Source organism: Rhizorhabdus sp. (genome assembly GCF_018006725.1).
In the GTDB taxonomy this organism is placed as follows: Bacteria; Pseudomonadota; Alphaproteobacteria; order Sphingomonadales; family Sphingomonadaceae; genus Rhizorhabdus.
On the sequence record NZ_JAGMXV010000139.1, the window covers coordinates 1 to 13211 of the forward strand.

A 13211-nucleotide genomic window follows, 5' to 3' on the forward strand; every position below is an offset into this window, starting at 1 on the left:
GGCGGGCCTGACCCGTCTTCGAACACTCCCTCTAACCCGCATATTATCTGGAGTGAAATCATGGAAAACCGAAGGAAACCTGCGTCTCTCGCCGCCACGCTCGACATAAACTGCGACTGCAAAGAATATGTCTAATGTGGAGCTCCACATTAGACATATTCGCGGGGCGAAAGATCGATGTCGAGATCCGCGCGCTCATCGGCCGAGAGTTCGCCGAGGCGGCGGTCGAGGATGGCTTCGGCCGTCGTCACCAGCTGCAACACGACGGATTGATCTGCGGCAAGATGCTGTTCGATCGCGGCGATGACGGTCGGCAGCTTCGACGACAGGAGGAGTGCGCCGAAAAAGCGTTGCTTGCATCCCTCGAACCGTGAGCGCGCTGCGGCCTTGGCGCCGGAGTTCAGGGTCTTGCCCTCGGCAGCATCCACGACGCCGGTGAGTTCGAGGGCTTTTTCCAGACCGCGGTGAATGATTGCTTATCGCGAGGAAGCGGTAATGCGGAGGAGCGCGGCGTAACCGGCGAATTCCCATGATAGTGTGCGCAGTTGCTGCGCATTATATTGGTTGCGAACCTCGGCGGTCCCTGGACCAGCTGAGGAGGCAATCATGTTGAAGTTGCATGACGAGTTGATCACCGAACTCTCGAATTCGCTCACCACACAGAATTACAATCCCGTGGTCGTGGCGAACCACCGTCTCTACGCCCGCGCGTTTCTCGATTATCTGGCCGAGTGCGATATACAGGTCGAGACTGTGACGCCGCAGCAGGTCGATCAGTATTTTGGCTATGCGGTTCAGGATTTTGAGATCCAGTACGGTCGGCCTCCCAGTGCGCGTTGGCACATGTTGCCCCGCACCGCGATCGCCAAGCTCCTCCGGCTTGCTCAAGGCAATTGGCCCCCGGACGCAGAAATGATCGGTCCCGATGACGAGCATCGACATGAAATTTGCCGCGAATACGAGGCATGGCTGCGCGAGGAGCGCGGTTTGGCAAGCGCGTCCATTGCGGCGCTGATGTGGGAGGCGCGAAACTTCCTGCGATGGCAGTTCGACCGGGCCGGTGCCGCCAGCCTCGAAACGTTGAGCATCGTGGACATCGATCTCTACATGGACATGCGCGCGCCTGGTTTACGGCGCAAATCATTGGCCGATGTCGCTGAGCGTCTCCGTTCGGTGGTTCGCCATCTGCATCGGACGGGTCGCATCCCGACCGATCTGACGCCACACATCATCGGCCCCATGCTCTATGCCTACGAAGATGTGCCGTCGACGCTGGAAAGGAGCCAAATCGCCGCGGTTCTGGCGACAACGCAGGAGGACAGATCGCCACGCGGACTACGCGATTATGCGATACTTCAGCTGCTTGCCACGTATGGGCTGCGCGAAGGTGAGATATGCCGCCTTCGGCTCGATGACGTGGACTGGCGCGCAGAATCCCTCCGGATCTGCCACACCAAGACCAACGCGTACTCGTACATGCCGCTAATGGTGACTGTTGGTGAAGCGCTGCTGGATTATCTGCGCCTTGGGCGGCCCCAGGTTGAAGTGCGGGAAATCTTCGTCCGATCCTGCGCACCCTATATCGCAATGACGAACCTGTACGGCATGATCCGCGGTCGGTTGGCCGCCGCAGGCGTAGTGCCAGCAGGAAAGCGGGGGCCGCATGTCTTCCGCCACGCACGTGCGGTCGAAATGCTGCGGGCATCGGTCCCGCAAAAGATCATCGGCGACGTGCTCGGGCATCGATCCACCGAATCCACCAATACTTATCTCAAACTGGCAACAGATGATCTCCGAGCCGTGGCACTCGAGGTGCCTGGAATGGAGGTGCTGTCATGAGCGCCTGGCACGATCCCGATCGCACCGTCGTCGACGCCTTCCTGGTAAAATCGCAGTTCCGGCCGGGAAGCGTACCGACATATCGCTGGTTCCTTTGCACCTTCGAAGATGTTGCCCGCCGGCATCCGGCGGTGGACCGGCAGATGCTCGACGCCTGGCTGAAGGAGATGCAAAAACGTTGGCGATTGTCGACGCTGCTCAATCAGGTCTGCATTGTCGACCGCTTCCTCGACCACCTCGTCGAAATCGGGCTGATCGCCGACAACCCTGTTGCTGCACTTCGCCGTCGGTACAACGTCAAGCAAAGCAAGCCGATCTGGCGGGCCTTGGCTTCCCCGAATCCCGACGAATCCTTGGCCGCGTTACGACGGCCTGCGCCCTTCGGCAGCGTGCTGGGTGACTTCATGCAAGACCATGTCATGCTGATGCGCAGCCGGGGATATCAATATGAAGCGCAGGCTCACTGGCTGCTGCGGTTCGATCGGTTCCTTCAGGCCCGTCCCGACCTCGCGGAGCAACCACTTGAGGCAATGATTGCGAGCTGGGCGGCTGCCAAGCCGACCCGCAACCACGCGGCTGAATGCCAGAAGCTGGCGCGCATCCTGACCAAGGCGCGGTTCCGCCTCGATCCGACTATCCCGCCAAAGCGCTTCAATCCCCGGCCAGAGCGGGAAGTAGCGCGGGAGCATCGGCAACCGCATATCTTCAGCCCGGCTGACGTTCGGCGTATGCTCGATACCGCACGGACTTATCCGTCGCCGGACGCTCCGCTGCGGCCGTTGACCCTCTACACCATGATCATGCTGGCCTATTGTGCCGGGCTACGGCGAAGCGAGCTGGCATGGCTCGATCTTGGTGACGTGGACCTGCAATCAAGCACGATCACGATCCGGGAAACGAAGTTCTACAAGACCAGGATCTTGCCTCTATCCGACAGTGTCGCGGTCGAACTGCGCGCGTACATCGATGCGAGGCGGCGCGCTGGCGGCCCACAGAACCCGAAATCAGGGCTGTTCTGGCATGCCCACTTAAATGACCGCTACAGGCCCGAGGCGGTTACGACAATGATTACCAACGTCATGCGCCGTGCTGGGCTCAAGCCCGCTTCGGGCCGGACCGGGCCGCGGGTCCATGACCTTCGTCACTCGATGGTGGTGAACCGCATCCTCCAGTGGTACCGGTCCGGCATTAACCCTCAGGAAAAACTGCACTTCCTCTCGACCTACATGGGGCACCGGGATCTCCACTCCACGCTGGTCTACATCACCGTCACGCAGGATCTGTTGCAGGAAGCCAGTGAACGGTTCCGCGCGCTCGGCGCCCCGTGCCTTGTCACGGAGGCGCGGCCATGAGGAAAGGCAATCCATTGCCCGCGTTGTTGCGGGCGTTCTTCCAGGAGTGGCTGGCCGAGCAGCGCAGCGCGTCAATCCACACGATCCGCTCTTATCGCGACACCTGGCGGCTGCTGCTTCGGTTCGTCGCGGAGCGAAAAGGCTGCGGGGTCGCGCGGCTGACGCTCACCGACGTCTCGGCCGGCGAGGTGCGCGCGTTCCTTCATCATACCGAGCATGGCCGCAAGACCACGATCGGCACGCGGAACTGCCGACTGGCCGCCATCCGCAGCTTCTTCAGCTTCGTGGCGGACAAGAATCCGGAATACATCGCGCAGTGCTCAGAGGTCCTGGCTGTTCCGTTGAAGCGGGAGCCCACCTCCGCGCCGTGCTACCTCGAGCCCGAGGAGGTCGAGGCCATCCTCGCCCAGCCCAACCGATCGACACTCGAAGGGCTGCGCGACCATGTACTGCTCTCGTTCCTCTATAACAGTGGCGCGCGAATCCAAGAGGCGCTTGACCTCTGTCCCGAAGCAATCCGGTTCGATGCACCGAACTTCGTGCGTCTTTACGGCAAGGGGCGCAAGGAACGCATCTGCCCGCTCTGGCCAGAAACCGTGGCATTGCTCAGGAAGCTACTGGAGCGACAGCCGCGTGCGCCCGATGAGCGGATCTTCGTCAATCGATACGGTGAACCGCTAGGGGCGTCAGGGGTGCGGTTCAAGCTCAACGCCTACGTGGAACAAGCCGCGAAATCGACGCTGACCCTCCAGTCAAAACACGTTACGCCTCACAGCTTCCGGCACGCGACCGCCGTCCACCTCGTTGCCGCCGGGGTCGATATCACCGTCATCCGCAGTTGGCTCGGGCACGTCAGTCTCGATACGACCAATCACTATGCTCAGGCCAATCTGGAGACCAAACGAAAGGCGCTGGAACAGGTTGGCGCCCCGGCGGCGAGCAACGTGCCACCTTCGTGGAAGCGAGATGCCAATCTGATGGGATGGCTCGACACCCTATAGAATAATGTGAAGGACGTGGCGAAATGTTCCGCAGCTTTGCAGGACTACGCCGCGTTCCTCCGCATTACCGCTTCCTCGCGATAAGCAATCTTATGGCGAGCTGCGCATAAGACGGCCCAGGCATCGGCATAGGCATCGTAGACGGCGATCTGCTCTTCGCTCAGCCGATGCTCGAGGATGTCATATTCAACGCCAGCGAAGCTGAGCGCCCGCGCGACGTAGAGGCCCTGCGCCTTGAGGTCGCGGGCGATCAGCTCCATGGCCGCGATGCCGCCGCGGCGCAGCGATTCCACGAAGGCTCGCCGATCGGCGAAGGCCGTGTGCGGTCCCCACAATCCGAGGCGTGTCGCATAAGCGAGGTTGTTGACGTCCGAGGCGCCTGTCGCCGAGGCGTAGAGAATCCGGGCGCGCGGAGCGAGATTTTGCAGGCGGACGCCGGCGATGCCCTGTTCCGACCCTTTCGTGGCGCCGAACCGGCCCTCGCCACCGGCCACCCCGGCCATCTCATGCGCCTCGTCGAAGACGATGACGCCGCTGAAATCCTCACCCATCCATTCGATCAGCTGGCGCAGCCGCGTGCCCCTGTCACCGCGGTTGGAGCGCAGGGTAGCATAGGTCAGGAAGAGGATCCCATCGCCCAGCGCGATCGGGGTGCCGAGCTTCCACTGGTTGAGATGCTGGATGTCGAGCGGCAAGCCGCCAAGCGCCGACCAGTCGCGGCGAGCGTCTTCGATCAGCGTCTCGCTCTTGGAGATCCAGAGATGGCGGCGGTTGCCGCGCAACCACTGGTCGAGGATGACGCCGGCCACCTGCCGTCCCTTGCCGGCACCCGTGCCATCGCCAAGGAAAAAGCCGGTCCGATAGGCGTTGCCGGCCTCTGCCGGCGACAGCGAAAGACCCTCCTCGCTGGATACGAACCGGCCGGGAAAATCGCGCTCGAACGCCGCGCCAGCGTAGATCAGCGTTTCGAGCTGCGCGTCCGAGAGCAGGCCGTCGTCCAAGATCCTGGCCGGCAGCACGGGTTCATACGCGACCGGGGGTGCCGCAATCGATCCCATTGCCTGCGATTCGACCAGCGCGCTTGGGTGCTCACGGGCATCGGCAATCAGCAGACGGCTCGGCCGATAGGGCAGGTAAATCCCTTGCGGTTCGCCCGTGGGCGCGGGCTCATCGAGACGGTGATAGGCGACCGCGCGGGTCGTGGGCAGGGTCACCGCCACACGCGAGCTGACGGGGCGGGTCCGCCGCGCGAGGCCCCGGAACAATCCGCTGGGGCGGGAGATCGGCTGCGGCTGCGGCGCGCATGGGGTCGCCATCGCATCGATGGTCGCAAGCGCAGCGCCGAGCGTCGTGCAGGTCTGGCGCGGGACCGAGCCCCCTGCCCCGCCCTTTTCGAGGAATATGAGCTGGACTGCCTGGCCGGTGCCGTGCTTGGCATAGGCATTGGGCGGCAGGTCGAGATGCAGACGGGGATGCGCGCCCGCGGTGGCGTGCTGCCAATCCGCGTCCCCAGTCTCGATGCGGTCGGGGAGAATAACAGCGCAGCGCCCGCCTGGAGCAAGCCGCAACAGCGCGGAGCGCAAGTGGCGAAGCGCGGCATGGCGATCGCGCGCCCGCCCCTGGCTTCGCGAGAAGGGCGGATTGATGAGCACGACGCTCGGCACCAGTTGCGGATCGAGCATATCGTCGATCAGTTCGCCATCATGAGTGCTCAGCCTGCCTTCGGGAAAAGCGTGACGCAGCAAACGCGCGCGCCAGGCATCGATCTCATTGAGAAGAAGGCGAGCACCGGCAAGATGGGCGTGTACGGCCAGGAGGCCGGTCCCGGCCGAGGGCTCGAGCACGATATCGCGGGCGGTGATCGCGGCTGCCCTGGCGGCAAGGAAGCCGATCGGCGCCGGCGTCGAGAATTGCTGGAACGCGACTTGCGTTTCGCTACGCACGCTTTGCGTGGGAAGCGCCGCCGTCATGGCGATCAGTTGGGCGAGCCGCGCATTCGCATCTGCCGGGAGCGTCGCGTTCTTCAGATGGAGGACCTGCGCGAGTTCGAGCACATCGTAAGCGTCGCGCAATGACCATAAGCCATCGGCGCTCGATCCACCGAAGGCCGAGGCCATTTCGGCAAGGAGGTCGTTACGTGCAACCGGACGGCCTTCGGACAGCCGACCGGCTATGCCTTGAGCAGCGATACGGGCGGGATCATCGAGCAGCAGCGTGAGCGCGAGGGGTTGTGTGGCCATGGGGCATCTCCAGGTCTGACACCTGGCATCAGCGCCAGGTCATCAGTCTGAAGGCCCCCTCCCCTCTCAGGCCGCCTCGGCGGCCTGGCGGACACGCCAAGCATCATTCCAGTCCGCATGCCGTTCCGGCAGCCGAAGCACCAGTTCGCGTCCATTGGCTGTGAGATGCGGGCGGGCTTTTTTGAGCATGGCGGCAGCGGCGGCACCGCGATCGCCATAGACGATGATACGCTTGACCCGTTCGGGGATGGCGACAAGGCCAAGGCGTTCGACCCCGCCCAGCGCCCAGGTCGGCGTTCCGAACCAGGCCATTGCTGAAAGGGCGTCCTCGATGCCTTCGGCAAGGCCAAGCTCCTCGTCGGCCGGCGCCAGACGAATGGCCGCGTCGCCGAGAAGGCCAAGGGCAATCTTCGGTTTTGGCAAGGGTTTGTGCAGGATGTCGGCGAGATCGAGGCAGGTCCGCTGGACGGCCACGACGCCCAGATCGCTCTCAACCGCAGCGATCATCGCCGGAAAGAACCGGCGCCGGTCACCCGCCCCGACGATGGTGCGAGGATTGTAGCGCAGGCAACGCGGATAGGGAGGAGCAAGACCGCGTGCGGCGAGATAATCGGCTGCGGGAGAGCCGGCTATGGGTTGGCTCGCCTTCCATAGCCGAAGTGCCAGAGCGCGATGGTCTGCGACCGCCTTCGGGCGCGGCATGGTGAGCGGCTCCGCATCGTGAAGTTTGCGCCGGCGCAGAGCAGCGAGAACGTCGCGCGTGTCGCAGCCGGCAAAGCAGTGGAAGAGGATCGCCCGCTCGCCGAGCCGTACTGACAGGCTGGGACCATGATCGTCATGTGCCGGGCAACGGCATTCGCCGCGCGTACCGCGCCAGGTCCCGCCGAGGGCTTCAACAATGGCTTTGGCGCGATGGGGAGCAGCTATGGGCATCGACTAGTCCTCGGAAGTGGTGGAGCGCCGCCGCCGGTTGCGCCCTCCCCTCCCCCGTTTTTCAGCCAGGCGTGCCTTTGGGTGCGAGGATGCCGAATTCCTCGACGATGCGATCGGTTGTGTAGTGCGTCGCGCCGTCGCGCTCATAGGAGCTGTCCTTGAGCCGCCCGGCTATGCGCACGAGATCCCCGACTTGGGCTCGGTCGGCGATATGTTTCCGCTGGCCCTCGCTGAAAACGCTCACGCGGTTCCAGTGACTGTCTTCCTGCCATTCGTTATCGTCACCCTTGCGGCGATAATTCGCACAGACCGACAGCAGGGTGACTTTTGGCCGCGCGTCAATTTCGCCGATCCGGCCGATGATCTCGAATTTAGCGAAGTTGATCATGCACCCTCCATTGGCGACGTCATTTGACCAGGAATCCTATCGTGGACGGCTGACTTCGCGTATCCCTCCAGGCAGGGGGATTGAACGATTGTTTCAGACGCAGCGCCAATCTCTTTCTCAAAATAAAAGAATCAAAACGCCGCTGCTCGCAGCGGAAGCTTTTCCGATTCAAAAGGATTCAGATTCGCGGGGCAGAAAGCGCTGCATTTCTGCGGGTTTGAACAAGCTTATCCTGACCGGACGGGGGATTTTGCCTGTCCTTCCGGGGGCGTTTCCCTGACCGGACGGGGGATGCAAGCTGACCGGTTGGGGCCTTCCTGACCGCATGGGGGCCAGCCTCGCCTGGGGGCGATTCGTCCGTCATGTCGCTGGTCAGGGACTTTCTTCGGCCTGTGCGCGGCCGTTTGCGTGCGTAAGGGCGCCTTGAAACGCGACTCGGCACACTTCCTCGTGTTTGCCGCTGCGGGGCGAAATTCTATCCTGACCTCTTGGGGGCCGAAACCGCCGTCTATCCTGCCCTGACTTGACGCAAGAGGACAGGTCAGGCAGATTTTCTTCCACGCCGGACGAATCGGTACAGACTTCATGGCATGGATGACGAGCAAGCCCTAGACCCCGCTATAACGCCCTCTCCCACCGGTGATGATGCTTCTCCGGGGCGGGCGATGCGGGTGGCTGCCGCCCTGCAGGCAAAGGGCGGTGACGAGTTCGCTAAGCCAGGCAGCATCGTCGAGGTCAAGTTCGTCAAAGGCCAGTCGCTTAGCCTGACGGCCTCGCGCCTGCTCGCGCTGATGATTTTGACGGCGGGCGGTGATGCCTGGGAGGACCGCCCGCACAAAATGCGAAAGGCGGATATTCGCCGCGGCCACAAAGGCAATGAGCGCATCTCGGATATGCTCGAGGAACTGCATCGCACGCTTTTCGCGGTCGATGACAAGTCCTGGCGAGGCAAGAAGGCGACGTTGCGTTTTTCGCTTATCTCGTCATCGCGCGAAGAAGCGGAAGACGAGGAGGGCGCGGACGCCGGGTGGATAGAGTGGGAGTTCACGCCCGAGGCCCGAAAACTGATCCAAGAATCGGAGACCTATGCGGTCCTGAATCGGCAGGCGGTGCTCGGCTTTCGTTCAACCTATGCGCTCAAGTTGTATGAGATCGGGGCGCTGAGGCTGCATAGGCGTCAGTCGCTCTGGAAGGGCGACATGACGGCTCTGCGTGCGCTGCTCGGCATCGCGCCGGACGTCTACAAGGACTTCGCGCAGCTGCGCCGCAAGGTTCTCGAAAAGGCGAAGGCCGAAATAGATCAGCTCGCCCATTTTCGCGTGGAATGGCGGGAGATCCGCCAGGGCAGAACCGTCACTGAAATCGAATTCCGCTTTGAGCCCAAGGATGCCCCGGCCCAGATCGCGACCGTGGATGAGATCGGCCGTCACTCGGCGGGGCGGAAGGCCAGGCGCGAGGGCGATGTCGAGACCGTGGCCGTCGAGGCGGTGGCGAAGGCCGCTGTGGCGGCATTGGTGTCGACGGAGAAGGCTGGGGCAGGGGAGGTAACCTTCCCGAACGGCACGATCCGCTTTGGCTCCGACACGCTGGCCGCGATCGCGCGCTCGGCGGGCGGCGGTTGGGACATCGATCTCATTGCCGATGCCTATCGCGAGCAGATGGGCGAGAGGCTGGCGAAGCTCAAGGGCGCCAAGCTGACCGCGTCCTGGACCGGCTTTTGCGAGAGCTTCCTGGCGCGGCGCGGACGTCCCTGAGCCGAAATTGCACCGGTGCAATTTCGGGGTGAACGGCCCCCAAGAGGTCAGGTTACAGGTGTGGGCAGAGGTCCGCGGCGCCGATTGCGGCCAAATCACCCTGTCCTCCCAGGGCGACTTGCGAAAATAAGCCTTTGATTGACCTAAAAGTGCAAATTGAGCTATGCCCCCTTCAGTTTCGCAAGGGGGCCTCTCTTGGCTGCATCACTCGATATCGAAGGTACGCAGGACCTGCTGTCCGTCTCAACGCTCGCACAACGGACCAGCTCTGTTCTCGAGCGGCTCCGCGACTCCGCGCGTAGTGCCCGGGCGGACGAGCGGCGCGAGCCGACGTTCCCGATTGGCAAGGCCGCGGAACTGGTCGGCCGAACCGCGGCGGCCATTCGCGAGGCCGAGAAGGACGGCCGCTTGCCGCCGCCTCCGCGAACCGAGAATAATCGGCGTGTCGGCTATACCCTGGCGCAGCTCAACGACATGCGCGGACTGTTCGGCACCCGGCCCTGGCGGGCTGCAACCGATCCCTGTTGCGTAATCGCGGTGCAGAACTTCAAGGGCGGGGTGGGGAAATCGACTCTGTCGGTGCACCTGGCTCAATATCTCGCGATCAAGGGCTATCGGGTGGCTCTCATCGATTGCGACAGCCAGGCGTCGGCAACGACGCTCTTCGGCTATGTGCCCGACCTCGACCTGACCGAGGAGGACACGCTCTATCCGTTCCTGCGGCACGACGACATGGAGTCGCTCGACTATGCCTTGCGCAAGACCCACTTCGACGGTCTGGAGCTTGTCCCGGCCAATCTGCGGCTGTTCCAGTCGGAATATGAAATCGCAGCGCGCATGGCGCGGGGGCAGGGGAACCTGATCGACCGCATGGCGCAAGGCATCGCGAGCATTGCCGATCGGTTCGATGTGGTGGTTCTCGATCCGCCACCAGCGCTTGGCGCGATCTCGCTTTCGGTGCTGCGTGCAGCCAATGCGCTTGTGGTGCCGGTTCCGCCGACGGTGATGGACTTCTCGTCGACTGCGGCCTTCCTCGCCATGCTCGACGAGACCATCGAGACGCTGGCCGATCGCGGCTTGGCACCGTCGCTGCAGTTCCTGCGCTTCGTTGCCTCCAAGGTCGATGAGAACAAGTCGATGCAGAAGGAACTGCTGAACCTGATGCGGACCCTTTTCGGTCACGCGATCGTCCGTACGCCGCTCAAGGATTCGGCTGAAATCGATAATGCAACGGCGCGCCTCATGACCGTTTATGAGTTGGACGGTCCGGTCACCAGTTCGGCGGTGCGCAACCGCTGCCTTGCCTATCTTGACGGCGTGAACAGCGAAATTGAGGTCGACATTCGGTCGATGTGGCCGAGCCATTTGACGCGGCTTCGCAAGGAGGGACTCGCCTGATGCGAGCAAAATTGCACCGGTGCAATTCCGGGTAGAAGGGCTGGATGATGAGCAAGAAGAACGCCAACTTCGCGGCTGATCTGGTCGCCGGAATCGACCCGGTGGCGCAAGCCCCCGCGGCGCGGCGCCCTGGCATCGGTGCGAGCGTGCTGGCGGGCCGGGAAAGCCGGCTTGCCGAATTGGCGACGGGCAGTGTCGTCTCACGCACCCATGAACTCGTTGATCCGGCACGCTGCCGTATGTGGGTCGGCCATAACCGCGAATATGCGCTGCTTAACGAGGAGCGGTGCGCCGATCTCATCGAGAGCATCAAGGCGCAGGGTAAACAGGAAATGCCCGCCATCGTTCGCCGCGTGAAGGACGACCCTGCCTTCGATTTCGAGGTGATTTGCGGCGCGCGCCGGCATTGGACGATCAGTTGGCTGCGCGCCCACAACTATCCGGATTTCCGCTTTCTCGTCGATATCCGCAGCCTTACCGACGAAGAGGCTTTCCGGCTTGCGGACCTGGAAAATCGGGCGCGCGACGACCTTACCGATCTGGAGCGCGCGCGCGATTATCTGCGCGCGCTCGACGCCTATTATGAAGGGCGCCAGAAGGTCATGGCCGAGCGGATCAACGTCACGGAAAGCTGGCTCAGCCGCTATCTCGACCTTGCCCGACTGCCGGCAGAACTGATGGCGGCCTTTGCCATCCCACAGGATCTCAGGATCAAGCATGTCACCGCGATTAAGCCTCTCTTGAAACCGGAGGACCGGCGGCAGCGTGTGTTCGCCGAGGCGGGACGTCTCGCTCAGGTGCAGTCCGACCGCGCAGCACCGATGCCGGTTCCCGATATCATACGCGCTCTCGCGCTGGCCGCCGATCCCCCCAAGAGGTCAGGATCCCCCAAGAAGTCAGGAAAGCCAGAAACAATCGTGTCCGAAGGGGGGAAACCATTGCTGAAAGTGGAGGCGGTGGATCGCAAGGGGCTCAAACTGACCTTGCTCCCGCATGCCGGTGGTACGCGGGCTGAAGCGGAGGCCGCGTTGAAAGCGCTGCTCAATCAGCATTGGAGCTAGGACAAGCTTCAGTGGCTCTGAGATGTGAGAGTTTTGTCTTCACATGTTGAATATGGACTGCCCATGACTGCAGCCTTCCAGGATGACATTCGCGAGAATGAGATCATCGCGCCCCGTCGTCTGGCGGAGCGCCTGCGCTTCTCCATGGCACATTTGGCGCGCGTTGCTCGCCTGGATCGTAAGGCCATGACTCTGTATCCCTCGGCCCCGACCGTGCAGACTAAACTGGAGGAAATAGCCCGAGTTATAACGCGAGCGGCAGAACTTGCAGGCGAAGAAGGCAAGGCGGTTATCTGGTTCAAGCACCAACCCCTTTCTGGAGTTGGGAAAACGGCTGCGGAATTGGTTGCGAATGGCGATATCGATATCGTCATGGAAGATCTCGATCGTATGGCTGTCCGGGTCTATTCCTGACAGGCGTCTCTCGAGGCCGAAAGAGGACCTTTAGGCGAATGTCTTCTTCTCGTAGACGGTGACAATCGCCCGGCCATCCCAAACGTAGCACAGGTGCCGCTCCTGTCGGCAGTTGGCGAGTAGGCGAGGGCGGAATACCGCGGCGCACTCGCCGTCGGCGTCGCGCACACTTTGGTATACGATGCCATCCGAACCTTGCTCACGCAGGTGTCGGCCAAGCGCCTGACCGACGGCATAGCTGTCCGGGGCGTAGAGGGCAGGGCGTTCATCGCGCAGGCCGCGAATATCGTGGAGCATGGCGTCCAAGTCGACCGCGTAGACGCGCATGTCGAGTTCCTGCGCCGGTTCGTGGGTGTACACCATGAAGCGGGTTCGGTGATGGCTCGTCTCGGCAACCGCAGTCTCGATGGTGTTGGCAGCATAGAACAACCCGAAACTGCCGTCACAGAAACGGCTGCCATCTGGATTTAGGTGGGTGAACGCTGCCATGATCGCCGACGTCCCGGGTCCTGATACGCGGTCCTCCGGTGGGACGAGCGCGAGGTCCCCGATCTCGTCGCGAAGCCGGTCGTTGGTCATCGCCTCGATCGCATAAACCGCTTCTAAATCGGCCGGATCCGCGACGTCTTCAAACAGCGATATGGGCGGGAACCGGCTTGCGACGATCCGATAGCACGGTTGCCACCGCACTTGCGTCGTCGCAATGGCATCCATCAGCCGCGCTGCGCGTCGATATATTGGCGCACCACGTAGAGATCGGCGACATTGCCCGAGGCCATCCGCTCGATCGCCGGGCGTCCGGCGAACAGCGGCGCCTCATTGGGTTTGCGT

Annotated in this window: 12 protein-coding genes and 1 pseudogene; 7 read left to right on the plus strand and 6 right to left on the minus strand. The window is 62.6% G+C overall.

Annotation, left to right across the window (positions count from 1 at the left end):
• Positions 1-149: 149 nt before the first annotated feature.
• Positions 150-404: a methylase gene (locus tag KAY22_RS17505; RefSeq protein WP_366514102.1), complete on the minus strand. Its 255-nt coding sequence runs from the start codon at positions 402-404 to the stop codon at positions 150-152.
• Positions 405-606: 202 nt separating this feature from the next.
• Here KAY22_RS17505 and KAY22_RS17510 point away from each other — a divergent pair, with 202 nt between their 5' ends.
• From KAY22_RS17510 to KAY22_RS17520, 3 genes are read left to right on the plus strand one after another with little or no spacing between them, the layout of a single operon-like run.
• Entirely contained in the window at positions 607-1839 is a 1233-nt protein-coding gene (locus KAY22_RS17510) for a site-specific integrase (RefSeq protein ID WP_007015824.1), read from the plus strand.
• A complete protein-coding gene (locus KAY22_RS17515) occupies positions 1836-3191 on the plus strand; it encodes a tyrosine-type recombinase/integrase (protein WP_009823940.1) in 1356 nt (451 codons plus the stop codon). The genes KAY22_RS17510 and KAY22_RS17515 overlap by 4 nt, the downstream gene beginning before the upstream one ends.
• Positions 3188-4192: a site-specific integrase gene (locus KAY22_RS17520; RefSeq protein ID WP_009823939.1), complete on the plus strand. Its 1005-nt coding sequence runs from the start codon at positions 3188-3190 to the stop codon at positions 4190-4192. The genes KAY22_RS17515 and KAY22_RS17520 overlap by 4 nt, the downstream gene beginning before the upstream one ends.
• A 44-nt stretch (positions 4193-4236) precedes the next feature.
• Here KAY22_RS17520 and KAY22_RS17525 read toward each other — a convergent pair whose 3' ends face one another.
• The 3 genes from KAY22_RS17525 to KAY22_RS17535 form a co-directional block, all read right to left on the minus strand.
• Positions 4237-6432: a strawberry notch-like NTP hydrolase domain-containing protein gene (locus KAY22_RS17525; protein ID WP_296624589.1), complete on the minus strand. Its 2196-nt coding sequence runs from the start codon at positions 6430-6432 to the stop codon at positions 4237-4239.
• Positions 6433-6498: 66 nt separating this feature from the next.
• The gene (locus KAY22_RS17530) at positions 6499-7365 is read right to left on the minus strand and encodes a toprim domain-containing protein (protein WP_296624590.1); all 867 of its coding nucleotides are present in this window, start codon (positions 7363-7365) and stop codon (positions 6499-6501) included.
• 61 nt (positions 7366-7426) lie between these two features.
• Positions 7427-7753, minus strand: coding sequence for a single-stranded DNA-binding protein (locus KAY22_RS17535; protein WP_296624591.1), 327 nt, complete (start codon positions 7751-7753; stop codon positions 7427-7429).
• A 665-nt stretch (positions 7754-8418) separates the two neighbouring features.
• Here KAY22_RS17535 and KAY22_RS17540 point away from each other — a divergent pair.
• The 4 genes from KAY22_RS17540 (at position 8419) to KAY22_RS17555 (ending at position 12380) form a co-directional block, all read left to right on the plus strand.
• Positions 8419-9507, plus strand: coding sequence for a replication initiation protein (locus tag KAY22_RS17540; RefSeq protein WP_296624594.1), 1089 nt, complete (start codon positions 8419-8421; stop codon positions 9505-9507).
• 195 nt (positions 9508-9702) lie between these two features.
• The gene (locus tag KAY22_RS17545) at positions 9703-10905 is read left to right on the plus strand and encodes an AAA family ATPase (RefSeq protein WP_066970044.1); all 1203 of its coding nucleotides are present in this window, start codon (positions 9703-9705) and stop codon (positions 10903-10905) included.
• 47 nt (positions 10906-10952) lie between these two features.
• Positions 10953-11966, plus strand: coding sequence for a ParB/RepB/Spo0J family partition protein (locus tag KAY22_RS17550; protein ID WP_296624595.1), 1014 nt, complete (start codon positions 10953-10955; stop codon positions 11964-11966).
• 63 nt (positions 11967-12029) lie between these two features.
• Positions 12030-12380 (plus strand): hypothetical protein, encoded by a 351-nt coding sequence (locus tag KAY22_RS17555; protein WP_296624592.1) that lies wholly within the window; start codon positions 12030-12032, stop codon positions 12378-12380.
• Between the two features lie 30 nt (positions 12381-12410).
• On the opposite strand, the gene KAY22_RS17560 is transcribed toward KAY22_RS17555, so the two are convergent.
• Entirely contained in the window at positions 12411-13094 is a 684-nt protein-coding gene (locus KAY22_RS17560) for an RES family NAD+ phosphorylase (RefSeq protein WP_296624593.1), read from the minus strand.
• A pseudogene (locus tag KAY22_RS17565) lies at positions 13094-13211 on the minus strand (antitoxin Xre/MbcA/ParS toxin-binding domain-containing protein); the annotation flags it as partial. The pseudogene KAY22_RS17565 and the gene KAY22_RS17560, both read right to left, overlap by 1 nt.

Coding starts and splice junctions, on each gene's coding strand:
- KAY22_RS17510 (WP_007015824.1), top strand. CDS start 607: ATGTTGAAGTTGCATGACGAGTTGATCACCGAACTCTCGAATTCGCTC.
- KAY22_RS17515 (WP_009823940.1), top strand. CDS start 1,836: ATGAGCGCCTGGCACGATCCCGATCGCACCGTCGTCGACGCCTTCCTG.
- KAY22_RS17520 (WP_009823939.1), top strand. CDS start 3,188: ATGAGGAAAGGCAATCCATTGCCCGCGTTGTTGCGGGCGTTCTTCCAG.
- KAY22_RS17525 (WP_296624589.1), bottom strand. CDS start 6,432: ATGGCCACACAACCCCTCGCGCTCACGCTGCTGCTCGATGATCCCGCC.
- KAY22_RS17530 (WP_296624590.1), bottom strand. CDS start 7,365: ATGCCCATAGCTGCTCCCCATCGCGCCAAAGCCATTGTTGAAGCCCTC.
- KAY22_RS17535 (WP_296624591.1), bottom strand. CDS start 7,753: ATGATCAACTTCGCTAAATTCGAGATCATCGGCCGGATCGGCGAAATT.
- KAY22_RS17540 (WP_296624594.1), top strand. CDS start 8,419: ATGCGGGTGGCTGCCGCCCTGCAGGCAAAGGGCGGTGACGAGTTCGCT.
- KAY22_RS17550 (WP_296624595.1), top strand. CDS start 10,953: ATGAGCAAGAAGAACGCCAACTTCGCGGCTGATCTGGTCGCCGGAATC.
- KAY22_RS17555 (WP_296624592.1), top strand. CDS start 12,030: ATGACTGCAGCCTTCCAGGATGACATTCGCGAGAATGAGATCATCGCG.
- KAY22_RS17560 (WP_296624593.1), bottom strand. CDS start 13,094: ATGGATGCCATTGCGACGACGCAAGTGCGGTGGCAACCGTGCTATCGG.